General features: G+C 43.4%; 21 protein-coding genes. 5 read left to right on the top strand and 16 right to left on the bottom strand.

Annotated features, from left to right (window positions below; translation table 11 throughout):
• Nucleotides 1-22 precede the first annotated feature (22 nt).
• A complete protein-coding gene (locus MKY42_RS15920) occupies nucleotides 23-2,872 on the bottom strand; it encodes a glycoside hydrolase family 2 TIM barrel-domain containing protein (RefSeq protein ID WP_339852477.1) in 2,850 nt (949 codons plus the stop codon).
• Between the two features lie 263 nt (nucleotides 2,873-3,135).
• Complete coding sequence (helD, locus tag MKY42_RS15915; protein WP_339852474.1) at nucleotides 3,136-5,565, bottom strand: RNA polymerase recycling motor HelD; 2,430 nt, start codon at nucleotides 5,563-5,565, stop codon at nucleotides 3,136-3,138.
• A 334-nt stretch (nucleotides 5,566-5,899) separates the two neighbouring features.
• Between helD and MKY42_RS15910 the strand changes: the two genes are divergently transcribed.
• Nucleotides 5,900-6,745, top strand: coding sequence for an AraC family transcriptional regulator (locus MKY42_RS15910; protein WP_090897978.1), 846 nt, complete (start codon nucleotides 5,900-5,902; stop codon nucleotides 6,743-6,745).
• 104 nt (nucleotides 6,746-6,849) lie between these two features.
• Here MKY42_RS15910 and MKY42_RS15905 read toward each other — a convergent pair whose 3' ends face one another.
• The 3 genes from MKY42_RS15905 to MKY42_RS15895 all read right to left on the bottom strand — a co-directional run bounded on the left by MKY42_RS15905 (nucleotide 6,850) and on the right by MKY42_RS15895 (nucleotide 10,073).
• Complete coding sequence (locus tag MKY42_RS15905) at nucleotides 6,850-7,851, bottom strand: NADP-dependent oxidoreductase (RefSeq protein WP_090897976.1); 1,002 nt, start codon at nucleotides 7,849-7,851, stop codon at nucleotides 6,850-6,852.
• 202 nt (nucleotides 7,852-8,053) lie between these two features.
• On the bottom strand, nucleotides 8,054-9,385 hold the full coding sequence (locus MKY42_RS15900; protein WP_339852469.1) for a HAMP domain-containing sensor histidine kinase: 1,332 nt from the start codon (nucleotides 9,383-9,385) through the stop codon (nucleotides 8,054-8,056).
• A gap of 1 nt (nucleotide 9,386) precedes the next feature.
• The gene (locus MKY42_RS15895) at nucleotides 9,387-10,073 is read right to left on the bottom strand and encodes a response regulator transcription factor (protein WP_090897970.1); all 687 of its coding nucleotides are present in this window, start codon (nucleotides 10,071-10,073) and stop codon (nucleotides 9,387-9,389) included.
• A 259-nt stretch (nucleotides 10,074-10,332) separates the two neighbouring features.
• On the opposite strand from MKY42_RS15895, the gene MKY42_RS15890 reads away from it, so the two are divergent.
• Together MKY42_RS15890 and MKY42_RS15885 are read left to right on the top strand one after the other, a co-directional pair.
• Complete coding sequence (locus MKY42_RS15890) at nucleotides 10,333-11,367, top strand: DJ-1/PfpI family protein (RefSeq protein ID WP_339852466.1); 1,035 nt, start codon at nucleotides 10,333-10,335, stop codon at nucleotides 11,365-11,367.
• Between the two features lie 49 nt (nucleotides 11,368-11,416).
• Nucleotides 11,417-12,058, top strand: a complete 642-nt coding sequence (locus tag MKY42_RS15885; protein WP_339852464.1) for a DUF2306 domain-containing protein — start codon at nucleotides 11,417-11,419, stop codon at nucleotides 12,056-12,058.
• Between the two features lie 76 nt (nucleotides 12,059-12,134).
• Here MKY42_RS15885 and MKY42_RS15880 read toward each other — a convergent pair whose 3' ends face one another.
• The 3 genes from MKY42_RS15880 to MKY42_RS15870 all read right to left on the bottom strand — a co-directional run bounded on the left by MKY42_RS15880 (nucleotide 12,135) and on the right by MKY42_RS15870 (nucleotide 14,804).
• Nucleotides 12,135-13,325, bottom strand: a complete 1,191-nt coding sequence (locus MKY42_RS15880) for a cellulase family glycosylhydrolase (protein ID WP_339852461.1) — start codon at nucleotides 13,323-13,325, stop codon at nucleotides 12,135-12,137.
• A gap of 192 nt (nucleotides 13,326-13,517) precedes the next feature.
• Nucleotides 13,518-13,850 (bottom strand): chaperone CsaA, encoded by a 333-nt coding sequence (gene csaA / locus MKY42_RS15875; protein ID WP_179264854.1) that lies wholly within the window; start codon nucleotides 13,848-13,850, stop codon nucleotides 13,518-13,520.
• 51 nt (nucleotides 13,851-13,901) lie between these two features.
• The gene (locus MKY42_RS15870; RefSeq protein ID WP_257031414.1) at nucleotides 13,902-14,804 is read right to left on the bottom strand and encodes a DMT family transporter; all 903 of its coding nucleotides are present in this window, start codon (nucleotides 14,802-14,804) and stop codon (nucleotides 13,902-13,904) included.
• A gap of 161 nt (nucleotides 14,805-14,965) precedes the next feature.
• Between MKY42_RS15870 and MKY42_RS15865 the strand changes: the two genes are divergently transcribed.
• On the top strand, nucleotides 14,966-15,856 hold the full coding sequence (locus MKY42_RS15865; protein ID WP_090897953.1) for an AraC family transcriptional regulator: 891 nt from the start codon (nucleotides 14,966-14,968) through the stop codon (nucleotides 15,854-15,856).
• Between the two features lie 181 nt (nucleotides 15,857-16,037).
• On the opposite strand, the gene MKY42_RS15860 is transcribed toward MKY42_RS15865, so the two are convergent.
• The 6 genes from MKY42_RS15860 to MKY42_RS15835 all read right to left on the bottom strand — a co-directional run bounded on the left by MKY42_RS15860 (nucleotide 16,038) and on the right by MKY42_RS15835 (nucleotide 22,862).
• Nucleotides 16,038-17,393 (bottom strand): DJ-1/PfpI family protein, encoded by a 1,356-nt coding sequence (locus tag MKY42_RS15860; protein WP_179264856.1) that lies wholly within the window; start codon nucleotides 17,391-17,393, stop codon nucleotides 16,038-16,040.
• 177 nt (nucleotides 17,394-17,570) lie between these two features.
• Complete coding sequence (locus tag MKY42_RS15855) at nucleotides 17,571-18,566, bottom strand: aldo/keto reductase (protein ID WP_339852452.1); 996 nt, start codon at nucleotides 18,564-18,566, stop codon at nucleotides 17,571-17,573.
• Between the two features lie 226 nt (nucleotides 18,567-18,792).
• On the bottom strand, nucleotides 18,793-19,701 hold the full coding sequence (locus MKY42_RS15850) for an AraC family transcriptional regulator (RefSeq protein WP_090897944.1): 909 nt from the start codon (nucleotides 19,699-19,701) through the stop codon (nucleotides 18,793-18,795).
• Nucleotides 19,702-19,717: 16 nt separating this feature from the next.
• The gene (locus tag MKY42_RS15845) at nucleotides 19,718-20,719 is read right to left on the bottom strand and encodes a LacI family DNA-binding transcriptional regulator (RefSeq protein ID WP_179264858.1); all 1,002 of its coding nucleotides are present in this window, start codon (nucleotides 20,717-20,719) and stop codon (nucleotides 19,718-19,720) included.
• Between the two features lie 135 nt (nucleotides 20,720-20,854).
• Complete coding sequence (locus MKY42_RS15840) at nucleotides 20,855-21,841, bottom strand: Gfo/Idh/MocA family oxidoreductase (RefSeq protein ID WP_339852448.1); 987 nt, start codon at nucleotides 21,839-21,841, stop codon at nucleotides 20,855-20,857.
• Between the two features lies 1 nt (nucleotide 21,842).
• A complete protein-coding gene (locus MKY42_RS15835) occupies nucleotides 21,843-22,862 on the bottom strand; it encodes a Gfo/Idh/MocA family oxidoreductase (RefSeq protein WP_179264860.1) in 1,020 nt (339 codons plus the stop codon).
• Nucleotides 22,863-23,042: 180 nt separating this feature from the next.
• On the opposite strand from MKY42_RS15835, the gene MKY42_RS15830 reads away from it, so the two are divergent.
• A complete protein-coding gene (locus tag MKY42_RS15830) occupies nucleotides 23,043-23,894 on the top strand; it encodes a MurR/RpiR family transcriptional regulator (protein WP_339852444.1) in 852 nt (283 codons plus the stop codon).
• Nucleotides 23,895-24,051: 157 nt separating this feature from the next.
• Here MKY42_RS15830 and MKY42_RS15825 read toward each other — a convergent pair whose 3' ends face one another.
• Nucleotides 24,052-24,780: an amino acid ABC transporter ATP-binding protein gene (locus MKY42_RS15825; RefSeq protein ID WP_090897930.1), complete on the bottom strand. Its 729-nt coding sequence runs from the start codon at nucleotides 24,778-24,780 to the stop codon at nucleotides 24,052-24,054.
• Nucleotides 24,773-26,218: an amino acid ABC transporter substrate-binding protein/permease gene (locus MKY42_RS15820; RefSeq protein WP_339852440.1), complete on the bottom strand. Its 1,446-nt coding sequence runs from the start codon at nucleotides 26,216-26,218 to the stop codon at nucleotides 24,773-24,775. Before MKY42_RS15820 ends, MKY42_RS15825 begins: the two co-directional genes overlap by 8 nt.
• Nucleotides 26,219-26,353 lie beyond the last annotated feature (135 nt).

Raw genomic sequence — 26,353 nt, 5'->3', positions numbered from 1 at the left:
ATAATAGTTTCGTTAACCTAATCTATTTCTTGCCCAACAATTGTTGGAGCTCAACCAGTTCTATCTTCGCTTCCGGTTGGAAGTCCTCACTTTTTACATATTGTGCAAGGCTGTAAAGGAATTGCCGCCCTTCTGTATGGTTAATCAACTTATCATAATTTAGTGCCCCAACCAACAGCTTGCCTTTTCCAACCTGGCATTCAAACAGCAGCCCCAGCTTATGATTACGTTCAAAATTATCAATGGTTTGAACGAAAGGCTGAACATTCTCTGCGACGTTATCCATAATAATAGACCGTGAATTCATAACGATATGCCACCAAGGATACGTGGAATACGCCTCACTTGGGAAGTGCTTCAATGCCGGGTGCGCGTTATCGATTAATAGACCAAGCGTGCCAACGGGAACTTGCTTGTTCATGCTTTCCGAAATGGATCGGAACATCGGATAACACCAGAAGTCGGTACAATATGTGCCTTCGATTGAATGTTCGTTATCCTCCAGTGTTGGGAGTAACAGCACACTCTCGCCTTGTTCCAGTAAGTGAATGACTTCATCGGACAATTCCTTATAAATATGGTCATGTTCAATAGCTGTCACATCATGATCAGGGTATACCCATAGGTCATACTGCTTCCGAATATCGGTACCTGGAATATACAGGGATAGAGTGATTGGCGTCATCCTTTTCACATCAGGCAGCTTGAACTTTATTTGGCCAATCTCAAACCAAGTTTCTCCAAAGATAAAGGAAATATCGTCTTTTCCTTGTGCAATCAGCTGATCCGAATCACGCATCTCCCACTCCACGGTATGACCCTTCAATGAATCTGTTCGGTAGTACCTTAATTGAATGTGGGCATTGAAATCTTCACCCGAATTGTAATTGTATTTTTCGAATCGGGCCAGAAGGACAGCATCCGAGCAATACGTCCTCCACTCCTCGGGAGTAACTAGCCCTTTCGAATCCATGAAGGCATCCAAAATGCCTACCAGTGCTGTTCCCTGCCCACTAAAATCCTGAAGATCGAGCAATTGAAATCCTGCCAGATGATTGGATCGAAATGCCGCCTCAAGCTCCTCCTTATAGCAGGCTACTGCAAGTTTGCCAGAACTTTTGAAAAAGGGTTCAGCCAGATGTCCCATCCCTTTGGATTGCAAACGTTCCCGAAACACCTCGAAGTTTTTTGCCTTCAGTGACCCGGTATACTTCTCGATTTCTTCATAATTCGGATACATGGCATATTGTCCAATTTCGTGGGAAATGACGGGCAGATGTGGAATGAGCTGTTCTTCAACAGAAGCGGCTTTCACGGTCTTGGCTTCCGTGCCATATTGAATTTGAATCTCCGATTCTTCTCCTTGAATTCCCTCACTCACCAAAGCTGTCCTATCTGGCAAGATCATGTCGTCGTAGTCCTTCAGGGTACCAGGCACGTCGGTTTGCACATGACCCAACGGGGCATCACACATGGCATAGGAGCCGCGGAAAAGTCTATCTTTGGAAAAGCGTACACCACAGTAAAAATCTTCTTCCTCTAGAATAACCGGAGTGAACTGAAAATTGTTTGAACCCTGGGTGTACAGATGGCGTGAATCAAATGCTCTATACGCTTTAATAATGGCATTCAGTCTTTCTTTACTGCCCCAAAGTTCATTACCGAGTGACATCATTACAAAAGAAGGATGATTCCCATACGCCTTGAGCATGGCAAAACCTTCACGAATGAGATAGTCCTGTTCAGCCTGATTATGCTGTGGGTCAAGTTCATCTGTGATCGTTCCCCAGAATGGCAATTCGGGCTCCATATAGATGCCAAGCAGATCTGCAGCAGTGAACGCAGCTTCAGGCGGACAACAGGTATGGAAGCGATAATGATTTATACCATAGGATTTGGAAATGCTCAGGATTCCCAGCCATTCATCCACATCGGTTGGCGCGTAACCTGTAAGCGGGAAAATTAGACCGTCATGTTTTCCGCGAAGAAACGTCTTTCGACCATTGATGGTAAAAGCATCTCCATTAGCTTCAAAATCTCGCAGTCCTGTTATGATTTCGGTTGTATCCAGCACATCGCCATGTTCCCCCAACAGAGTAAGGGTCAGCACATACAGATGTGGGTCTGAATCACTCCAGAGCAATGCGTCGTCTCCCATCTTGTAGAGCACATTAACTTCGTCCTTGCTGCATGGATAGGTTTGCTCATTCAGCACATGATTTCCATCTGATGGCTTATATCCATGAGTCTCTTTTAAAAGGGGCTTGAAGGTTTGCGCAGTAACAGACAATACAGTACCTGGTATGCATTTGGACAATGTACTTGTGATTCTGAATGTTCGCTCTTTAGCATCGGGATAGATCTGTACCTCACCCATGTTCATGTCGTGGTAAAAATGAAGCTCCAGCTTCCCGGTAATTCCGTTCCAGTTAGTCTGGGTATCAACGGATGTAAGATGTCCGCCTTTCGTCGGATAGTCCGTATTGTCGACCCGGATGGTGAGGGTGTGTTTCCCCTCCGATAACCCTTCCGACAAGCTGTACACATGAGGGGTGTTGAGACTATCTTGCGCTCCAACTTCTTCACCATCGACCCATAACTTGGTGATGCGTGTGCGTTCCAGATACAAACTGCATTTCTTGCCAGCAACCGTTGCCGGTATATCAATCTCCCGTTTCAGCCACACCCAACCTTCAAAAGAATATTCATCGGTTAAAGACCCAATGTGAGCTACATGATTCTTTCTTCCTTTACGTGCATGAGAAGTCGTGTTCGGCAGTGTTATGGTATCGTCAAATGGGCCTTGTACGCCTTGTTGATGTTCATCCAGTTGAAGCTCCCAGCTTCCCTGTAAATTCATTTGGGTTAACATGATCTTAGCTCCTCTATACTTTATGTATGCAATCTATTCTTCTGGTTACGTATTTCTATTATATAACTGTAATCTTAGTCCACCCATATAATAAAATTTATGATGAGTATAACAATATGGAAATAATCCAAAGGCTGCAGCTAACAAATTTGTCTATATTAATGACATATAAAATCTAAAAAAGTCGCCTTAAAGGCGACTCGTTCTACTTGTTTGATTGACTCCATTCGTATACGCAGCTAGATCAGACAATGCGAGCATGTTTATTCCGTTGTAAAGGTCCCTGATTCCTCATACAAATCGGCTGCCAAGGCCTGTATGAAAGGCGACCAATCGCACGTCGTGTATAGATGAAGGCGATGCATAGCGCGCGTACACGCCGTATAAAGAAGCTTGCGTTCATTATCTCGACCATAAGCTCCAGATGAAGCATCATAGACCAAGACTGCATCGAACTCTACACCTTTGGCGAGGTACACAGGCATGACCATTACACCTTTTTCAAAGTTGAACGTTTCCTTCGTAACGAGCTGCAACGCTTCGCCTCCTTGAATCTGTAACGACTCATGGGCCTTGAGGCTTTCGGCGGCGGTCTTCGTAATAATAGCGATGGAATCAAAGCCCTCGGCTCTTAGCGCCGCGATATCTGCCACCATTTGTGCATCCAACCTCTCTCTGTCGTTGCTTCTTGTCAGCAGGGGCTTTAGGCCTTTTCTTTCAAAGGGTACAATTTCATCTCCGTCTGGAAGCATCGCTCTTGTAAATTCAACGATCTCCTTCGTAGAGCGATAACTGCGCACTAGGGAGAAAAGGCTTGTTTCGGCTTCGCCGTAGAGACGGACCAGTGGTGAATCAGCTGCGGCCAAATTGGTAGCCTGCGTGAAAATCGCTTGCCCGAAATCGCCGAGCACGGTCATGCGGGCTCTTGGGAACAGCTTTTTGAGATATTCATATTGAAATGTTGAGTAATCCTGACCCTCATCAACGAAGACATACTTGATTTCCGTGTTCGTCCGGACACCTTCAATCAGTTCTTTTACATACAAATAGGGAGTCGCATCCTCATGGAACAACGCGTTCTGGAGCAGGCTTTCCTTGGTTTGACTGCATATCTTAGGCCATAGCGTGGGGATAACCGTAGCTTTCGTTTTCTCCCGATAAGTGGCTTCGTCAACAAACAAATCGCCATATATACCTTTGATATCAACAAAAGAAAATTTCTTGATACCTTTTCTTAGTGGGCTAAAACGTTCTTTCACGATCTTGCGGCTGAGCAGGTCCTCCTCCTTCTGGGCAAAGTCAAAATCACCTTCATCTTCCCGACGCTTTTTGCTTATTTTCTCGCGAATTTGAGCGTATTGCTCCGCGATATCGAATACTTCCTTATCTTTATGCAGCATTTCGAAGATATCCGCATACTGATCAGTGTCTAGATAATTCAATTCTTCTTGCACCCACGCTTCTTCACGTTCCATCCGTTCCAGGGAATCCAGCTCTTTCAGCAGCCATTCCTGCAAGAGTACAACGCGATTTAGCAAGGGCAGGGAACGATCATAGCCGTAAAATTTGGCTCTCATTTGCTCCGCAGTAATCAAATCGCGGTTCCGGAAGCGTATGCTGTTGAATCGCATGCCTTCCTGCCCCAGCCAGTTTCCATAGTTCTGCAAGGCTTGCAGAAAAGCATCGGAGGCTTTATATTCAATCCCCTGAAGCCGAGCCTCATAGCCTGGAGCTTCATGCGCGGTCAGTACATATTCAATCTGATCAAACACATCCTCCGGACGCAACGAAGAGCCGAGCCAGTAGTCGAGATATTGTTGAAAAGTAGTCTGCTGCATATTATCTTCACCGAGCTCCGGAAGAACAGTGGAAATATAACTGCCAAACATCGGATTCGGTGAGAACAGGACGATCTGATCAGCACTGATCGTCTGGCGGTGTTTGTACAATAAGTACGCCACTCGCTGCAAGGCTGCGGAAGTTTTACCGCTACCGGCTGCTCCTTGTACGATAAGCATTCGGCATGTGTCGTTACGGATAATGGCGTTTTGTTCCTTCTGAATGGTTGCCACGATGCTTTTCATTTGTGAATCCGCACCTTTGCCGAGCACTTGCTGCAACAATTGGTCACCAATCGTTTCATTTGCATCAAACATGTTGTTGATTTGTCCGTTTTGGATCTGAAATTGCCTTTTGAGCTCTATTGTGCCTTCGATTCTTCCGATCGGCGTCACATAGGACGCTATGCCGGGGGAAGAGTCATAGTACATGCTCGCAATCGGTGTACGCCAATCATAGATCAGAAAGCTCAATCCGTCTTCGTCGACAAAGGAAGATACGCCGATATAGATCTGATCGTTGTGGGCCAGACCTTTCTCTTGAAAGTCGATGCGGCCAAAATAGGGGGACGGGAGCAGACGTTTCATGTTATTCCATTGCTGCGTCAACCGCATGTGACCCCGTTCCCGCTCGGCCAATACCGCGGACTGCTGGTTAATGGTGTAGAAGGTCTCTTCGAAATCTTCTTGGGTGCTAGTATTGATCGTTACTTCTTCCCAAAAGCGCTTGCGAATTTCCGAAGCCTGGTCCCACATCCCGGCAACCTCTGGCTCCAATTCTGTGATTCTGGCCTGTAGTTTGTTCCTTACAGAGTCCAGTCTTTCCTGTTCCAGCTGCCACTCTTTTGTTTGCATCTCTCCGAACCACTCCTTTTCCTATTTTTGGGATGAAAAAGAGCATTGACAAATCAAAATTCCAGATGTAAAATTAAAGTAGGGATAAAAACAAGTACATACTTTATTTTTTTGTCAATGGCGCTAACGATTATATCATAGCGTTATTTTTCGTTCAATTCTTTTTTTTCGTTTGCCAAAAGATGGCCTTTGAAATCATCAGGGGTCATCTTTTTTTTACGTGTGGATTGGGTTTTCCCTCTCCTCCTTCCCTAACCGGACAAATTAAAGCACATAATGACAGGTTCTTGAATCAGTTTTCATCTATTATTGGAATCAAGGAGTGGTTCATCGTATGAACTGGATCGAATCATTACAACTAGCTATTGCTTATATCGAAGATCATTTGTTCGAAAATATGACTATGGAGCAAATTGCAGCTCAAGCTCATATTTCTCCCTTTCATTTTCAACGTACGTTTGCCTTATTAACTGATGTTACGGTAGCCGAATATATCAGACGAAGACGGTTAACCTTGGCAGCCAATGAACTTATACAAAGTGATCAAAAAATCATTGATCTGGCGCTCAAGTATGGTTATGACACTCCTGAATCTTTCTCCAAAGCTTTTCGGAGGCAGCACGGAATTGCCCCCAGTGAAGCGCGTAAGAACAGTACTTCTATCAAATCGTATAATCGTTTGGTTATTCAATTAAGTCTAAAAGGAGCAGAACCGATGAATCACAGAATTGTTGAACAAGATGCCTTTACCGTAGTTGGGATAAAGCAGGCTTTCTCTTATATTGATGGGGAAAACTTACGAGGCATAGCCAAGATGTGGCAGGATGCGTATACGAGTGGTACAGAAGATCGTTTATTTGAATTGAATAATGGTGTAATTAAGGGGTTGCTAGGCGTCTGTGTGGATCAGAACGAAATCCAGGTGAAGCAGATGGAATACTGGATTGCTACGGCGTATGATGGTGAAGTACCTGAAGGGTTATCCTCATTCACCTTTCCGGCTTGCAAATGGAGTGTTTTTGAAATCGAAGGTCCGATGCCAGAAAGTATGCAGCGCTTATGGAAGCAGATTATCTCCGAATGGTTCCCTTCCAATCCTTACGAGCATGCAGGTATACCCGAGCTGGAAGTATATCCAGGACCGCACCAGCCACCTCAAATTTGGATACCGATAAAATAAAAAGAAATCCAATTTGGGTTTTGATTCATTACTCTGTCCGATCAGAAAAGTATCCGTTCTTGTTCTCCATTCGGACAAGAACGGAATCCATCTCTATTGAACTCTTACTTCATTTTAATGATGACCTTCCCTTTGGCACTTCCCCCTTCGAGATACTGAAACGCTTGCCCGACATCTTCAAAATCATAAACCTTATCAATAACCGGTTTAATGAGACCTTCCTCCACGTAACCCTTTATTCGCTCTAATTGAACCCCGCTTGGTTTCATAAAGAGAAAATGATAACTTGCTTGGTTTTTCTTCTCAAGAGTTGTAATCTTATGGCTCACAATCGATAGCAGTGTGGTCTTTAACCAGCCCAAATTGGCTTCTCGCCCGAATCTCGCGTTTGGCAAGCCGGAAATGGATACTATTTTTCCATGGGGCTTAAGTACTTGAAAGGATTTTTCCAGTACCTCGCCTCCTAATGTGTCATACACCGCATCATATTCCGACAGCATTTCTTCAAAATGTTCTTTACGATAATTGATAATACGGTCCGCACCAAGGGATTGGACCAATTCGTAACCTCTATCGCTGGCAGTAGTGGCGACGTAAGCTCCCATTAATTTGGCCAACTGGATGGCGAACGTGCCAACCCCTCCTGATCCTGCATGAATTAATATTTTTTGGCCTTTCTGAAGCTTCAAAATATCGTAAAAAGCTTGATATGTCGTAAGACCGACCAGTGGTATGGATGCTGCTTCTTCAAAGTTTAAGTTTTGGGGCTTCAGCGAGATGTCTTCTTCATGGACAGCAATGTATTCAGCCAAAGTTCCAATTCGGTCTTTACGAGGTCTGCCATATACCTCATCTCCAGGTTTATAAGCGTTCACCTGTTTACCAACCTTGACCACAACCCCGGAAAAATCATTCCCAAGAATCAATGGCATCTTATAATTCAACAAGAGCTTTACCTTGCCCTCTTTTATTTTAAAATCAATCGGATTTAAGCTTGCTGCATGGATTTCCACCAATACATCATGATCTCCGATTTGAGGAGCAGGCATTTCTTTCTGTATCAAGGGAACATTCTTCCCGTATTTCTCAATAACCATAGCCTGCATTTAAATCACTCCATTACGTTTAAGAGTTTAAACATATGAACATATTATATCTAAGACGTTAACAAATCAAGCATAATATCAGGATATCCAGACTGGAAGCTGAGGTCAGGTTTACCTCTCTTCCAGTCTGAAGTCAAAAATCCACGTAATACATGTTAAATAACCAACCATGGTTTTAGGAGATAAGGAGTTGCCGATCATTTTAATTCAAGTCAGCTAGCGGTAAACATCCTGTTAGAACTGCTCCACCGTCAGGGTGGTTGCTTACCATAAGTTCGCCTCCATGTTGCTTCATCATTCGTTGTGAGATCGTTAATCCTAATCCACTGCCTCCAGTTGCACGACTTCGAGACGTTTCCCCGCGATACAGAGGTTCAAAAACGCGCTCTAATTCTTCGAAAGAGAAACCAGGTCCGGTATCACGGATCATAAACCTGATTTTATTGCCATCTTTACAGCATTGGACTGTTATTGAGCCACCTGATGACGTATATCTAACCGCATTCTCCAATATATTGTTCATCGCACGCTCCAATACATACGAATCTCCGTTAATCAAACAACCGTCAGTTAATTGCTTTAAGATAGAAATATGTTTCTGCTCAGCTTGTGGACTCACACTCTCTATCGATCTTCGGATGATCTGTGTTAAATCAAGCGTTCTCGTGTTAAGTTCACTTTCCATGTACTCCATTTTTGTAAAAGTGAAGAGGTCCTCAACCAATCGATCCAATTGGGCGGATTTCTCTTTGCATACGGCAATATATCGGGTGACCTTCTCCGGCGACTGAGCTATACCTTGTTCCAATCCATCCAAATACCCCCGCAAGGCAAACAACGGTGTGCGTAAATCATGTGCAACGGCAGCGATGACAAATCTGCGTTCTTCCTCGAGCTCCGCTTGTTTCCGGTGGGATTGCTCGAGTCCTTTTACCATAACCTCAAATCCGTCCCGGACTTCGGCGATTTCCGTAATTCTGGAGTTGGGTAACTGCACTTCCCAATGCCCTGCTGCAATTTGTCTGGCCGCCTTGCTCATGTTCTCAAGTGGTTTAAGGAGAAATCGTCTCATTTCAACTCCAACCACAAAGAAAGCAAGCAGCAGCCCGAAAAATGCCGCAAGCATTGGAATTCCGTTGGATTTGGGAAGATAAAGAACTACCCTTCCCAGTAATTGTCCATCTTTTATGACAGAAAACTGTTCAGTCGACGATAATCTACTATGGTGCTTTTGGGTGGAACGATATATTTCCGAATTGGACGCAGATTCAATCACCACATCCATCTTTGCTTTGCTCAACTTGGTATGAAGTTCGTTTTGCCAACCGGTATCCGTCCATTTATCCGTACCAGCTTCAATCGTGTGAATCATCTCGCTCAGATGTCTTTGCAGCGTTTCATTTTGCTGTTGGCTAGTAGAGATGCTAAACGACTGAGTGTCCATAAAGTGAGCCGTGACAAAAAAGATCCAAGGCATCGTAAGCAAGAAGAATAGGCAAAGCATAGTAAATGTACGAATGCGAAGTTTTCTCATGTTACACTCCCTCAAAGCGGTATCCTACTCCCCACACGTTGATGAGGAATTGTGGATGGTTTGGATCGGATTCAATTTTTTCACGAAGCCGGCTCAGATGAACCCGAATGGTGTGCCTGTCGCCTACACCCTCCCAAAACTTTGCAAGCAGTTGTTCGTAGGAGAAAACCTGCCTCGGGTGTTCCGCAAATAATCGCAACAACTCATATTCTTTCGGTGTAAGCTCGACTTTCACCCCTTCAATCAGGACCTCTCTTGCTGTCAGATTCAACTGGATGCGTCCATAATCCAAGATCTTCCCTTCCATGGGATGCCTGGAAGTAGTGCGTCTCAAAACGGCTTTCACTCTGGCCACAATTTCCCCAGGCGAAGCAGTTTTGACAATATAATCATCCCCGCCGAGTGTCAAACCACGGATCTTGTCCACATCATCACTGCGGGCACTCAAGAATAGGATTGGAACATTGCTGTCCCCTCGAATTCGACGGCATAACTCAAATCCGTTTTGTCCCGGCATCATGATGTCCAGAACAATACAATCTATCGAATGTTGTTGAAGTATGGTCCACGCTTGCTCCGGTTCACAAGCAGTCTTTACATGGAAATGATCGTTCTCTAGAAAGTCTCTTAATAGTTCGACGATACTCTCGTCATCATCAACAACAAGTATCGTATGATAATTACTCATGCTTATCCCACCTCTGCCATCTAGTTTATCATTTTTTCTTCCATTACCAAGATGAAGCTGTACTCTGTGATGATTTGTTTATCGTTTTGTGACCTTTCTACGACTTTCTTTGAGATATTCATTTGTTATGATTCTACCTGTTAGCAAGAACGACCTGTATCCTACTTCGTCCAGTCGAATGGCTAAAGGAGAAATTGACGACAAGGAATATCACTTGCTGAAAGATCTTTTGACAAAATATAGTTAAGGGGATGGGTTAATGTTAACTGTTCAAATCGTCTTATTTGACGGCTTCGACCTAATGGATGCTATTGCACCTTACGAAGTATTTTGCGCGGCTTCCACGTATACGGACAAGTCACTCAAGGTAGAACTGGTCACGGCTGAAGGACCAAGACCTGTGACTAGCGGTGTGAATGGATTGACAATCGAAGCGATCGACACACTGGACCCGGAACGTGAGGGTATCATACTTGTGCCTGGTGCAGCTGGTGATGTTGAAGGAGATGGTCCAGACTCGATTCCAGCTATTCTGGGCAAAGCCATGAATACGGGATTGACCACAAAGGTCAAGGCAGCTCTCGAACACAAAGACATCGTAATCGCTACGGTCTGCGGTGGTTCCCTTTTGTTAGCCATGGGAGGAGTCCTGGAAGGCAGACATGCGGTAACGCATCATTTGGGTATGGATTTACTTGGTGCGACTGGGGCAATTCCTGTCCCGGCACGCGTAGTGGATGATGGTAATTTGGTTACTGGTGGCGGTGTGACCTCGGGACTCGATGTTGCGCTGTATCTGGTCGAACGTGAACTGGGACCGCGTATTGCACACGAGATAGAACAGTTGTTTGAGTATGAGCGAAGAGGAACTGTTTGGAGAGCGAAAGGCATGGTACCCAGCACTCACAAGTCGTTAACGGACAACGAACCAAGCATTGTCATGAATCAAACGACAGTAATCTCGGACATATTGCCTAACGAGAAAACACAGACATCCGTCTTTGACGGTAATTGGGACACAACAATCGCTACACCTGTAGGTAAGCTGGAGGTCAAGCTCTACATAACGACAAGTTCCAATGTGATTCAGGGCACGGCCACACAAGGTGATGAAACAATCCCATTTGTGAACCCTGTACTCTGCGACAACAAGTTGACCTGGTCCCTGCCGATTACCAAACCCATGCGTTTGAATCTGAAATTCGAAGTTGCCGTGGATGGAGATCAGATGAGCGGATTCGCTAAAGCTGGCCTTCTTCCTGCTTCCAAATTAACTGGAAAACGAATAAACTAGCCTGGTTGTCATATTGCACAAAAAGGAATCTCGGGGGTTGTAGGTGAATATGAAGAAACGAGGAACATTATACGGATGGCTGGCCTGTGTCAGTATTTTATTTATTGTGTATGCTTTGGTGAAGAACTATTGGATAGACCCACAAGCCTCAGACTTTTTAAGCCACAAGACGGGTTTAAAGCGTGAGCTTCATCTTCCGATCTGGCTGAATGTCATGTACGTTCATGTTGCATTTGCATGTTTGGCCATGGCGTCTGGACTGGTCAACTTCTCTAATCGGATTTTTAAAAAGAGCCGCAGGTTCCACCGTATAAACGGTTATGTTTACATTGTATCCGTAGTGCTTGTTGTACTGACTTCCGGTTATATGGCACCTTACGCCACTGGCGGGAAAATAAGCAGTATGGGCTTCAATGCGCTTAATATCATCTGGCTGTTCATTACGATTACGGCTCTCATTCAGATTAAACAGAAACGAATGATCCAACACCGGAACTGGATGATTCGAAGTTATGCCTTCTGTTTCACGAACATGTTGATTCACCTCATCACTTCCCTTCTTCATCAGGGTTTCGGGTTGGTTTATGCTGCAAGCTACACTATAAGTATTTATGGCTCTATTGCTTTGCTGCTAGTTATTCCAGAATTCATTATCAGAATGAACAACAAATTAAGAACAGCCCCCGAATAATTTTTCGGAGGCTGTTCTACATTCTAGCTTTAGTAGAACAAGTGAGAATGCATTGGTGATCCTTCTCTTCTCTATTTCAATTCGTCAGACTTGCTCTTATCTCATTCCAGAGTGGATTGTCTGCCGTACCGCGTGCAGGCTGCTCCCCTTTTTCAATGGCATCCCAATACTTCCAGTTGGGCTTCTCACTGCCTAATTCATAATCCATCCCATCCCACGTATCTTCGCGAAATGCATAGAAAGCCCAATGCCATCCGTATTCATTAAAGATAGATATCAGATCCGACATGTAGCGATCTGCACCGTGAACCATTCGGTTCGTTCCGAATTCGGAACCTATAATCCGGTTCGCAGATATGTTATGATCGGACGCCCACTTGGCGACAGGCTCGACAAATTGTTTCAGAGTCTGACGGTTAAACACTTTTTCCGTCTCATCATCTCCAACCTTTACGTTCCCTGGATAAGAATACGTAAATCCTTTTTTCTGGTTCTGGCTTGTCATCTCATAAGGCTCATACATATGAAAAGCATACAGCACGTTAGGATCATCAATCGGCTTCAGGTACGTAAAAGCCCAAGGTGTTGCGTAGAGACCCGAATCTACAATGATGGGAGTTGTCTGGTCTACCGTCCTGATCTCTTTGGTTATCGTGTCATAGAGTGAATTCAGATCAGCTGCGGTATGTTCCACTTTGGCATACCACTCCAAATAATCCTGCGTCCAGAAATCATGAAAACCCGTACCCGTTTCCGGATGAGGCTCATTAATCAGGTTATAGCCGATGACGGCAGGATGATTCTTCAATCGTGCTGCAAGATCCTTCCAAAACTGAGCGGCCTGATTGTGATATTCAGTATCATTCCAGATCCGATCATCATTCTTGGCCCCGTTGAACTGCCGCCAGCGATCACCCGGTAAGCTAAGCACTGTAATAATCACTTTCATCCCTTTATCCTCGGCGGCGTCAAGATCCGCTTTGAGTCGGGCAAAATCCGCTTCCACGATACCTTCGTACTTATCCGAGCTGCCTATCAAAAAGTCTGCGTTAATATGTTTATCCGGCTTATCGTTGAACAAAAAATCCCGATCCTTACTCCACTTATCGGGCGCAAGCCGGACGAACTCTATGCCCTGTTCCTTGGCTGCTTCATAGTTGACAGGAAGAGAGGTGGAGTTCATAAAATTGGTCCCTTTTCGCTGCTCATTCCAGTAGCTCATTTTCTCCGAAGGAACAGCCTGCTTCTCCTCCTGACTGCTGTTCATCCCTGATATCTCCAATGGCTTTGTCGAAACAGAGTTAGAACTGCATCCACCTAGTGCAACCAAAATGACCGCCGAGAGTAAAACATTTTTTCCGATGGGCCAACTCGATTTGGTTGATATTTTATTCATGATCAATCACCTCGATAGCCATCTTACCTGTTGTCTGTTACGCCAATATGACAATATGATCTATTATCCAATCGGTATTCCGTCAGGCAGCTCGATATCTGGTTTTAACAGAACGACATCCCCTTTTTCGGGTATTCCTCCCAGAACCAATACTTCTGATTTAAACCCGGCTATCCGGCGCGGTGGAAAGTTCACTACCCCTATGACTTGTTGTCCGATCAGTTCCTCTGCTGCATATCTTTTGGTAATTTGTGCACTGGAGTTTTTCATTCCAATCTCTTGTCCAAAATCAATCTCAAGTTTGATCGCAGGCACTTTCGCTTCTGCAAAAAACTCAGCTTTTGTAACGGTTCCGACGCGAATATCCAGTTTCAAAAAATCATCAATAGTAGCCATATATATTCTCCTCTTCTACTTGTCTTATCGTTTTCGTTGTATAAATTCACGTCAAGTTCGAACTTTAGAAATGGTGTATCGCCAGGATTTTGCCCAAAAATACACCCCCATGCCAAGTACAGTCACCATCCCGCCTATAAACTGAAACAGAGAGATGGTTTCTCCCAGAAATAGAAAGGCGAGTATGATCGCAAGAACAGGCTCTCCAATAATGCCTACAGAAAGCGTCGTTGCACCTAAAGATTTCAATAATAGATTAATAAGAAATTGTCCAAAAATGGTTGGAATGATGGCAAGCAACAAGAAATACATCCAATCTGAAGTGTTATATCCGGTCAGGGGGATATGATTGATTAGACTGTAGATAAGCAAGACAATCCCCCCAAGGAAGAAGACAATAACGCTGTACACATTTGCATCGATTTTGTGACTGACTTTTTGTCCAGCAAGCATATATGCCGAAACCGCGATGGTGCCCAATAAAGATAATCCATCTCCGATCAGTGCCTCTCTAGATACTCCGATGTCACCCCATGCGATAATAATTGACCCTGCAAGGGCTGTAACCAGACATAGAATCGTAACCATGTTTGCTTGTTGCTTGAAGATGAAGTATGACCCCAACATTACAAATAAAGGCTGCAACGATAAAATGACCATGGAACTTGCAACGGAGGTGTGCACCAATGACTCCATCCAGCATAAGAAATGCAATCCGAGAAAGAGTCCGGCTAACAACACAACACTCCAATCTTTTTTGCTCATCATAAGGTTTCGAAGACTTTTCCAAGGTACAAAAGGAAGCATTAGTATTACCGTTATGAACAATCTGTACATCCCAGCTACAGAGGTTGGTGTCTCTGAGGACTTTATCAATATGGAAGATATCGAGATGGACAAAATGCTGATAAAAAGCAACAGGTACGGATGAGGCGGATACAACGATTTATTCATTTTCATACTTACTCCTTCAACATGTTCTATCCAAATTCTGTGCACAGGATTATAGTGATAAAACAAAGATTGGATATAATAATATCATCGTTAATGTTTTATTTGTGTAATAATATCGCTATATTGTATATAAATATCACCATTTGAAAGGATACATTTAAATGTCAAAGCAGCTTCACGAGACGATTCTTTTCCCTGATGCTTCATTTCCATACATTATGTACACAGCTAATTCCGAGAAAATTATTCCTGAAGGTAGAGGATTTAATGACTTGCATTGGCATGAAGAACTACAGATTACATTGGTTACTCAAGGAAGGTTGGTTATACAGGTTAACGGTGTTGATCATGAGTTACTGGCGGGTCAAGCTATCCTAATTAATAAGGGAGTCCTGCATGTTACAACCCATCTGACCCACAACGGTCAATATGTGAGTTTTAATTTCCCTGAAAAGCTGTTAGCCTTCTACGCAGATAGTGCCATGGAGAAAAATTATGTTTTACCTTATACAGACTCTTCACTGGTGTCGCTGGTAATCAAAGGGGATGTAGAATGGCAACAGAATGTGCTAGATATGTTATGGGATATGAAAAAGAGATTTGATATGACAAAAAAGTGGGGATGGGAATATGAGGTTTCGATCAAAACCGTTCAATTGTGGCTAATTTTGATTCATAATATTACGCTTCCCTCCGAGGAGGCGCCCAAATATGTAAAGCTTCAGCAAGAGCGCCTTCAACTCATGCTCAGCTATATCCATCAGCAGTATTCAACGAATATCACACTGCAAGAAATTGCTGATACAGCACATCTGAGCATCTCGGAGTGCACCCGGAGTTTTAAGAAAACCATTCATATGACACCGTATGATTACTTAATTAAGTACCGGATCAAGAAAAGCGCGGAATTACTAATTTCAACTGATTATACAGTAACCGAAATAGCTCATAGGGTTGGTTTTAATCATGTAAATAACTTCATTCAGTCTTTCAAAAAACATCAAAACCAAACACCTAAGAGTTTCCGGAATTCGAGTAATGAGATTAAATAGTAGATATACGAAAAAGGAGACCATCGAAGAGACTTTCACTTATGAACTGAATCCGGCTATTTTAAAGAAATAATTAAAAAAAGAGATTAGGTGGCTCATAATTAGCCACCTAATCTCTTTTCCATTAACCTGATTAGTCTTACTCACTTCTTCGTTTAGAGAACATCTTAATTTGAGGCCATTACGATTTCTTTTTCTTGCGTATGAAACGCAAATCAATATAGAGAATAATAAGAAAAGTCAGTACGCCGAGCAGCACAGGAATGAGAAACGCTTCCAAGGAAAAGGCGCTGCCCTTCAGGTTCAGGTGATCGGTCGCACGATATTCAAGGCGCTTGGCAGCAAATTTCGCGGTTCGGATGTCCTCTTGTTCTGCCAGATCTTCGAAAGCAGGTTCCATTGCAAACCGTTCTGATGCATCACGATGCAGAAACAGCAGTTCCGCACGATTACCACTGTTTCTCCAATTATTGATGTCCTCAGCGGCGACAGAATCCGCATTTGCACCGACAATAATCATTTTCTCCAGCTTCGGCACGTTTTCAATCTGATAGCGCGCCACGATGTTCAGTCCATGCTTCGTTACAATGGGGTCATTTTGGTTGGAGACGGTCAGTGTCCTTGTAGTACCGGAAGCACCATACGTATCAAAAGCGGAAGACAAATCCAATTCATCTGCTCCGTTATACAACAGCACCCCGGCCTTCACCTTTTTCCATTGAAAAGCATTATTCATTATGTACGAAATATCGCTCAACTTGGCATTAAACGGCTTCATATGCGGGTTTAAGACGTAATCATATGATGGATAGTTCATCTGCTCTGCTACCTTCTTCGCAGACGCATCACCCAATTGATCCGAAATTACACGAAGTGTTGCATCAATACCGGAAGTTAGACCCGCGGAAGATATAATCGAGCCATGTTGAACATAACGCTGATCCTTCACCCACTGGATTTCGGGATATTTTTTGATGAGACGGTTAACGTCACCCCAGTGCGTTGCGGCAGACTTGCCATCCAGCAAACCCGTATCAGCCAGGTTTTCTGCTCCATTGCAAATGGAGAGTAATGTTGTGTTAACACTTGAGTGCTTCTGAATCCACTCACGTACAGGTGCGTATTGGTTTTCGTCCAACATTGGCATAAATGGAATGACAATGATGTCCGGACTTTTTCCGAGCAGCGTATCCATCTCAGCAAAAGAATAATGCGGGATTACATCAAGTCCCCCGGTTAGAGATTTAATTTCCCGATTGGGTGCAACACCGTACACATTGTAAGCTTCCGTCATCGCAAACATCTCGTACGGAACGAGAAAATCAAATACTTCGGTGACCTCGTTTGCCAGCAGCACAGCCACTGTCGGTTTGCTGGCGTCATATTCCGGCACTTGTACATTGTTTAATTCAGGAGCGGATGTATCGTAAGTCGACATTCCTGAATTCATCGTGCTGATGAACCCGATTGTTCCTCCCCCTGCCACCACAACAACTATAATGATCAGATAAATCATGAAACGTAATACAGACTTCATTTTGGATTCTCCTTCTGGTTATAAATGATTTACCTATGGAATTATATCAATCCAAAATGAAGTTATCGTCTGTCTGTGGTCGGTTAGAGGAACTCGACTAATGTCGGGTGTTACTACTAGACTCTAAGCTATTTACTTTGTAGTAAACGTACCCATTAACTCATCTTCAGCATATTGCTATGACTTAAATCCAGCATTAAGTCCATATACCGGATGAGGTACATACGGTTCTTCCAAGCTCGCCATTTCTTCTGATGTTAATGCAATCGACAGAGCTTCAACTGCATTTTCGAGATGGGATGTCTTCGTAGCGCCAATAATCGGAGCTGTAACCGGATTCTTGTGCAGCAGCCAGGCAAGAGCGATTTGTACCCGGGGAACGCCGCGTTTTTCAGCGATTTCTGCTACCTGCTCTACCACTAATCGATCGGTGCTGGCTGTTGCATCGTATTTTGCCCTTTGAACCTGATCCGTCTCGGAACGCTGTGTGGTTTCCTGCCAATCTCTGGTCAACCGTCCAGAAGCAAGTGGACTGTAGGGAATTACACCGATTTTCTCTTCCTGACAAAGAGGCATCATTTCCCTTTCCTCTTCACGGTAAATCAGATTATAGTGGTTCTGCATCGATACAAAGCGGGTCCAACCATTTCTCTCGGCGACATATAAAGCCTTTTGGAATTGCCATGCTGACATGGCTGAAGCACCAATATATCTTGCCTTGCCTGCCTTCACCACATCATGTAATGCTTCCATTGTCTCTTCAATAGGGGTATGGTTGTCCCAGCGGTGAATTTGATACAGATCTACATAGTCGGTTCCCAATCTCTTGAGGCTTTTATCAATCTCACTCATAATTGCCTTTCGAGAAAGTCCGGCGCCATTCGGACCATCATGCATACGGGAAAACACTTTTGTCGCAAGGACAATTTCATCTCGATTAGCGTAGTCCTTGAGTGCCCGACCCAGGATCTCCTCACTTGTTCCGCCTGCATACACATTGGCTGTATCAAAGAAATTAATACCTAACTCCAATGCTTTTTGAATGACGGGACGACTATTCTCTTCATCCAATACCCATTGGTGAAACCCTCGTCCCGTTTCACCAAATCCCATGCAGCCAAGACAAAGTCGAGATACATCCATGCCTGTATTTCCTAATTTCACATATTCCATTGGTTAATCCTCCTCAGCTTTTGGGTTGCGACAACGTGTAACGCATGAGACAACAATAACAAGAAAATAGATGCATTTCTTTGCTGCTAAGCTCATGGGATTTGTTTATTTAGCTCATTTTTTCGAATAATGAAAAAAAGCGTCTCACGATATTTATCGCGAAGCGCTTTACTCAACAGTGGTACAACGTTTCTTGTTTATAAAGTATGGACAGATTAAGCTGGCTTTATGTGATTTTTGCCTTGCTTCGTTTGCATTGCTGTCTAAACTCCGAGGGCGGAAGCCCGAACTGAAGCTTAAACACTTTGGAAAAATGGGCAACGTTTTCGAAACCTGTTGAGAAACAGACATCGGTGACGCACAATGATGTCTCTGCCAACAGTTTCTTGGCTTTATGCAGCCTCTGATTACGAATCCACTTCAAGGGTGACGTGTGGTATAGGGCCTGAAAATCCCTTTTGAAGGTAGACAGGCTTCTGCCAGACAAATAAGCCAGATCGCTTATAGAAATGGGATTCGTAATATTCTCCTCTATTATTTTGCCGAAGTCGCTGTTTTTATCATGATTTGGTTGCAGAAGTTGATGTAAAAATCGATCATTGGCGTGTGCCAGATGAAACAGGAGTTCCATGAATTTAAGCCGGATCAGTCCGTCTTGTACCTCGTCTGGATTTTCGAAATAGGGTTTCAATGATGCTATATATGAGCGGGTGAGTTCATTGACCGGTATAATGGACACCGGCACGATTTCATTCACGGTATCCGTCGGTTTGAATCCAGAAAACTGAACAAACTCCGCAAGCATATTTTCGTTAAGGAAAAACATCATATAGTCCAGCATGAACTCAGATCCAGGTTCACCCGACTTTATGTAATCAATACGAATCGATTGGTGAAGAAACACCATTTCATTACTTCGCACAGTGTACTCCTGATCCTTGAAGCGAACCGTGTATACGCCCGATATAACGAACAACAACATGTGATCTTTCAGAAAATAGGAGCCTGTTGTCCCCTGTGTATGCAAACAGAATTGAATGACGGATAACCCATTCTGCTTTAAACTTCCTTGTTTGTCTGGAGCACGTTCCAGTCCTTGTGGTGCTTTGATGATCTTTCCGTTTCTCATGGACATGAACAGTCCCGCCTTTTTAGCTTTTAATAATAGAATAACAGGAAACGGAGTCACGCTCGACACACTGTATATTGATCTTATAAGTAGACTCAACAGTCTCTCCTTTTAACATCTGAATGAGTACATGTCCAGCAAAGGAGCCTGCATCTGTTTTGGGTTGGCGAAAAGTCGTAAGAGGTGGATTTAAGTATTCAGTTACATGTATGTTATCAAATCCAATAATAGATAGATCTTCGGGTATGGAAACCTGGTGTTCTTTGAATGCCTCTAAACCTCCAATGGCCATTTCATCATTCGCAAAAAAGACTGCCGTTGGAAGCTCTCCCTCCATTAGCAACTTGGCTGCGTCGTAGCCACCTGTTTTCAGAAATTGGCCGCCAAGTCTCCAATTCTCATTCTCTTCCACCCCAGCTTCATGCATAGCTCTCAGATAACCCTGATATCGCATCAGATTACAATCCGAACTTAAAGGTCCACTAATATAGGCGATTGCGCGGTGACCTTTATCCAGAAGGAAACGGGTTGCCATATAACCACCCTGCTCATCATCCATCAGAACATTTACAATATGCTTACTATGAAGTTCCCGGTCCATCACAACAATTGGAAACCCCGTTTCGGCAGCCTGCAACAACAACTCATCTTCAATATTTTCAGCGATTACAATCACACCGTCCAGCCTTCTCTCTCGGATAAAGCGTGCGGCTGTCGATCGCTCCCCGCCTAAAGAACTGCATACGATGAGGTCATATCCCTGACTTATGGCGCTGGATTCAATTCCACTCACCAAGTCGGAAAAATAGGGGACAGACATATCATGAACGATAACTCCGATCGTTTGTGTGTGTTTTCGCTTTAATTCGGATGCGGCTCCGTGCTTGATGTAATTAAGCTCACTTGCTACTGCAAGTACTTTCTGTCTTGTATGCTCACTTACATGTTTTTTGCCGTTGAGTACATAGGATACAGTTGAACTCGCGACACCCGCTAACTTTGCTACATCTTTAATCGTTATCATTAAATACTCCCCAAGAAGACTGTTATTGGTTCACTGACATATGAATTTTTTATATCTTTCACCGCATTTTAACACAGTCATCTTGGGAAATGCACAAAAAGATACAATACAATCATTCTGGAATTTCAGAATATATTATCGATCAGGTCCAAATACAAGATTGGCGGATTGTTTGGCTTGTTCAATAACCTCCATCACCTTCTCGCTATGCTCTAACATAGCTGTGACTTTCTCCAGATCATGTTCACGAATCATACGCTCGAATTCAACAAACTCGTCATACATACGATGAGGATGATCCTTAATATCTATTCGAATCGGCGTTTCCTTATGAAGCGCAAGATCAAAGGATTCACATTTGTTGGCCGAACTGGTCATGTGGATATATCCTTTATTGCCCTGGATGTTCATTGCATTGGGGGCCGTGCTGTCTTTAGAGCCTATGCAAACACACTTGAACTCACGGTAGTCCAAAAGCAACATGCCTGAAGTGTCAATCCCGCGTTCCATGTTGGCCCAGTATTCCACCTTCTTCGGGCTTCCGAAAAGCCCTACGACCAGATGAATATTATACAAATTAATATCCATCAAGGCTCCACCAGACATTTCCGGATTAAATGCCGGCAGCACTTCTCCAGCCTGAAAAGCCGCATAGCGGGATGAATATTGGGAATAGTTACACTCCACAATTTTGATGTCACCCAGTTTGCGCAGATTCTCCTTCATGGACAAATAATTCTTCAAATATTGGTTTGTGATGGCTTCAACCAACACCAGCTGTTTTTGCCGTGCAATCTCTTTAAGTTCAAGAAATTCTTGAAAATTGGAAGTGAACGGCTTCTCACAGATCACATGTTTGCCGCCCAATAACGCTTCTTTGGCATATGCATAATGAAGATGATTTGGTAGTCCGATATAGATCGTATCCACTTCATCATTTGCAATCATATCGCTGTACTCCGAATATATTTGTGCAATTCCATACTGCTCTTGCAGAGTCAGCATTTTATCCAGATGACCAGGTCTGGAACAAATGGCCTCCAACGTAATCGCAGGAATTTCATGAATAAAGCTCAATAGATCCTTTACAATCATTCCAGCTCCGACAATTCCCAGTTTCATATTAGTTACACTCCTCCATACCTTTTTCTAATATTTCCATAACCGCGATCGTTTCTTGGTCTTGAATCACTTTTTCTTTGCCATGGTTGATGGCTTCATAGATATCGTCGTACACTCTTGCATAATCGCCTTGTTCAGAAGTTACTTTTTCTTCATGATAGATTCCTTCGTCATCCAGATACGTCAGTACGCCATAGTGCTGAGGCAAATCCTTACCAAAATCGGGATGTCCTTTGGGAAGGTAAAATAACTTCAGATGTTCCTCTTGACGATCCTCCGTTTGTTTTACGAATACCCCCTTTTTGCCGTATACTACAAAACTCGGGCGTGGCTTTAAGCGGAAAAAGCTGGATTTGACTGATACTTTCAGCGAAGCGTAATAAAAGTCCAGATCGAAATAATCATTCATTCTGCCAGGCCCCAGCAATTGACGAACATCGTAATGTATTTTGTCCGGTTGCCCGAAATAGGATAATACCTGATCAATGGTGTGAACACCGTGCCCGTATAAATAACTTTTGTATTTGGAAAAATGGGTGGTAGCATTCGGGATCTCCGGTCGATAATAATCGTAATGCATTTCCACTTCCAGCAAATCGCCAAGCTTTCCTGATTCAATCACTTTCTTGGTCGTCAGAAAATCCGAATCATATCGTCGGTTCTGATAACATTGAATCAAGAGATTTTTTTCTTTGGCGTACTGGAAAATGGATTCGGCTTCTTCTTTGGTCAGCATAAAAGGTTTCTCCACAAGTACATGTTTTCCATGAACGAGTGCCATCTTTGCATACTCATAATGGGATTCGGTATGTGTACAGACCACGACCAACTGAATGTCATCGTCATTCATTAAAGCTGCAAGATCATCTGTATACAGAACACCAGGCGCTTTCTCCCACTCCGTTTTCTCTGGATGACGGGCGTATATCGTTTTTACTTTCAAATGATCCCGATTCAATGAAAAAGGAAGATGATAACGATTTGTACTTTTGCCATTGCCAATGTAACCGATGGTCAACATATGAATTCCCCCTCAGGCTCTTTTTCATTTATTATAGAAGAAGAAAATCCGCCGGAGGGGCTTTGAAGAAATTACGGTACATTTGACCAATATTTTGTATTTCTCATGCCCTCTTTTTAAACAAAATGTTTACTGAACGCTCTACATCAACATTATTTCAATGATTCCGGGGTGAACCTGTTGAAAATATTGACCCAACTAACAGACATGAACCACTTTACACCAAATGAAAAAAGCATCGCTTCTTATATTCTGACTCATAAGGAATTAATGCTTCACTTGAATATTCAAGAGCTTGCCAAAGCTACATACACGTCACATTCTGCCATCAACCGCTTGACTCATAAGCTTGGACTTTCGGGGTTTAAGGAGTTCAGCATAAAGCTTGCTCGAGAGTTTCAGCAGGATGCTCAGAACATCTCCAATATCGATCCCAATTATCCGTTCGCTCTTGGTGAATCTTCACTCCAGGTGGCAAAAGATATAGCTGAACTAATGAAAGAAACGATTGAGAAAAACTTTGCTTTTATGGATGAAGCCTCTCTAACAGAAGCAGCCCATTTGCTGGATCAGGCAAAACGAATCTTCATCTATGCGTTGGGGGATTCTCAAATCCGCGCGAAGAGTTTTCAGAATAAATTGATTAAAATCAATAAATACGTCGTGATTACAACAGAGCTATCTGAATGGGCTTACCATACCATCAATCTTACGACGCAGGATTGCGCCATTTTTCTGACCTATCATGAAAAATCGCCCATTTTCCTAAAGGCAGCCCAACATTTCTCGCGTGAAAACATTCCATTTATCACGATTACCGCGAATCATCAAAGTGAGTTGGCCAAGATGAGTACGATCTGTATCCAGGTGCCGAATGACGAAACAAAACATGCAAAGATCGGTACATTTTCATCACAAATTGCCTTTGATTACGTGTTAAACGTGATTTATTCCTGTATTTTTCAAATCGACTACGCCAAAAACATGCAAATGACTACATATTCGTTGAAGAATTACCAGTTGGATGAGTAATATGAGAGGGGGCCCTATTCTTGCGTCTTCCCTGCTAACAGAGGTTGCTGCCGCTGTCAAAGTGATGGAGAGACATCAGACCGGGTGTAAAAGCAGGAAATTACAACATACCAAAAAACCTTCAAGAACGAATTCTTGAAGGTTTTTTGGTATGGTTTTAGAGTACTTTCTCGAGGAAGCTGATCGTCCGTTCATTTTTTGGATTTCCGAATATTTCATCAGGAGTGCCCTGCTCTACAACATATCCACCGTCCATGAAGACAACCCGATCCGCAACTTCACGGGCAAAGCCCATTTCATGGGTCACGATAATCATCGTCATACCTTCGCTCGCAAGATCCTTCATTACACCAAGGACTTCGCCTACCATTTCGGGGTCAAGTGCCGAAGTTGGTTCATCGAATAACATAACGTCCGGATTCATGGCAAGCGCACGAGCGATCGCTACGCGTTGTTTTTGTCCGCCCGAAAGTTGGTTGGGATAGCTGTCTGCTTTATCCGACAAACCAACCCGATCCAGTAAACGGAGTGCCGTATCGCGTGCTTCCTGTTCTTTTAAAATCCCAAGTTCTCTGGGGGCAAACATAATATTTTTGAGCACGCTAAAATGAGGAAACAGGTTAAAGTGCTGAAATACCATACCTATGTTCTCGCGAGCTTTGTTAATGTTCGTTTTGGGATCATTTAAATCCCGATCATCTACGATAACCCGTCCAGCTGTGATCTCATCTAACTGGTTAATGCAGCGCAAAAACGTACTTTTACCTGAACCTGAAGGTCCAATGACACAGACAACTTCACCTTCGTTGACCGATATATCGATGCCCTTCAACACATGATTCGTGCCAAAACTTTTCTTTAATCCTTCTACTTTAATTTTACCCACGACGAACCCTCACCTCCAGGTAGTCAGCAATTTTAGTCAATGTGATGATAACAATCAGGTACATAATCGCAACAGTCAACCAAATGTCGAAAGAGGCGAATGTTCTTGCGATGACAATCTTACCGGATTGCGTCAACTCCACCAGACCAATGACGGACAAGATCGACGTATCTTTCAATGTAATAACCATCTGATTAATAAATGAAGGAATCATAACCCGTATGGCCTGAGGGATTACAATCTTTATCATCGCTTTGCGATAAGGAAGTCCCAATGAACGGGCTGCTTCCATCTGTCCACGATCAATCGATTGAATACCCCCACGAATAATTTCCGTTACGTACGCCCCTGCATTCAGACTCAACGTCAGAATGGCGGCCAGGAACAGTGGCATGGTGAAGCCCATCGCCTGAGGAATTCCGAAATAAATAAAGAATGCCAGGACAATCAACGGTATCCCGCGGAAAATATCCACAAATACAGTAGCAACAATTCGAAGGAACTTATTCTGACCCACTTTCATAAAAGCAAAAATCAAGCCGATGATAAAGGCGAAAAACAGCGAAATAATCGTATACAAGAGTGTTTTCCCCATACCTTTGAACAGCACAGGTAGAGATTTTTGAACTAATTCCCAACGACCCTGGTTTGCGACAGTGGCATTCTCGCCAACATATTCCTCGGTAATGCGCTTAAATTCACCGTTAGCCTTGATATTCACTAATCCTTCATTAAACATCTTTAGGAGTTCTTGATTCTGTCCCTTGCTTACCGCAAATCCATAGGAAGCGCCGTCTTCTCTATCGGTAACGGTTTTCAAACCGTTATTCTGTTTTATCCCAAATCTTAGGACAGGTTCATCTTCAAAACATGCAACCGAGTTTCCAGTTTTCACATCATCATACATTTGCGAAGAATCATCGAATGGAACAATGGTAAAGCCGTATTTTGAGGCGATGGATTCAGCAAAGCTGTACCCTTCTGTGCCCGTTTTCACAGCGACCTTTTTACCGCGGAGATCTTCGTAGCTTTTTACGGTATCATTATTTACGCTAACACCCATTACGACGCCTGATTGATAATAAGGTTCTGAGAAATCAAACTTTTGTTTTCGTTCATCTGTAATACTCATCCCGGCAATGACGCCATCCACCTGATTGGACTCAAGAGCTTGCACAGCCGCATTAAATCCCAGCGCTTTGATTTGATAATTGAAGTTCTGATCTTTGGCGATCGCATCCAGCAAATCCATGTCGATGCCTACATAATCCCCATTTTCATCTTGATATTCAAACGGTGCAAATGTGATGTCCGTGCGGATCACATAGGTTTTACCTGAATTGGAGTTTGCATCGGCATCCCCCGACCATCCGGATAACCCCGCCACTAGGAGCAGAATTATTGATAGTACATAAAATGAGACCTTGGTTGTTTTCATATGTCCTCCTCATCTCGGTGTTCTCCGAATTCTGATCATTTTCTTGTCATTGATGTTACTGTCGTACAGTTTTAGGTGTCTTTGCACATTATATTGTTATTATTTGCAGTATATTAACAATCAATGCTTTCCCTA

Origin of the sequence: Paenibacillus sp. FSL W7-1088 (assembly GCF_037969855.1) — a bacterium.
GTDB lineage: Bacteria > Bacillota > Bacilli > Paenibacillales > Paenibacillaceae > Paenibacillus.
The sequence above is the reverse complement of the archived record's forward strand: the minus strand, read 5'-3'. Positions and strand labels throughout refer to the sequence as shown.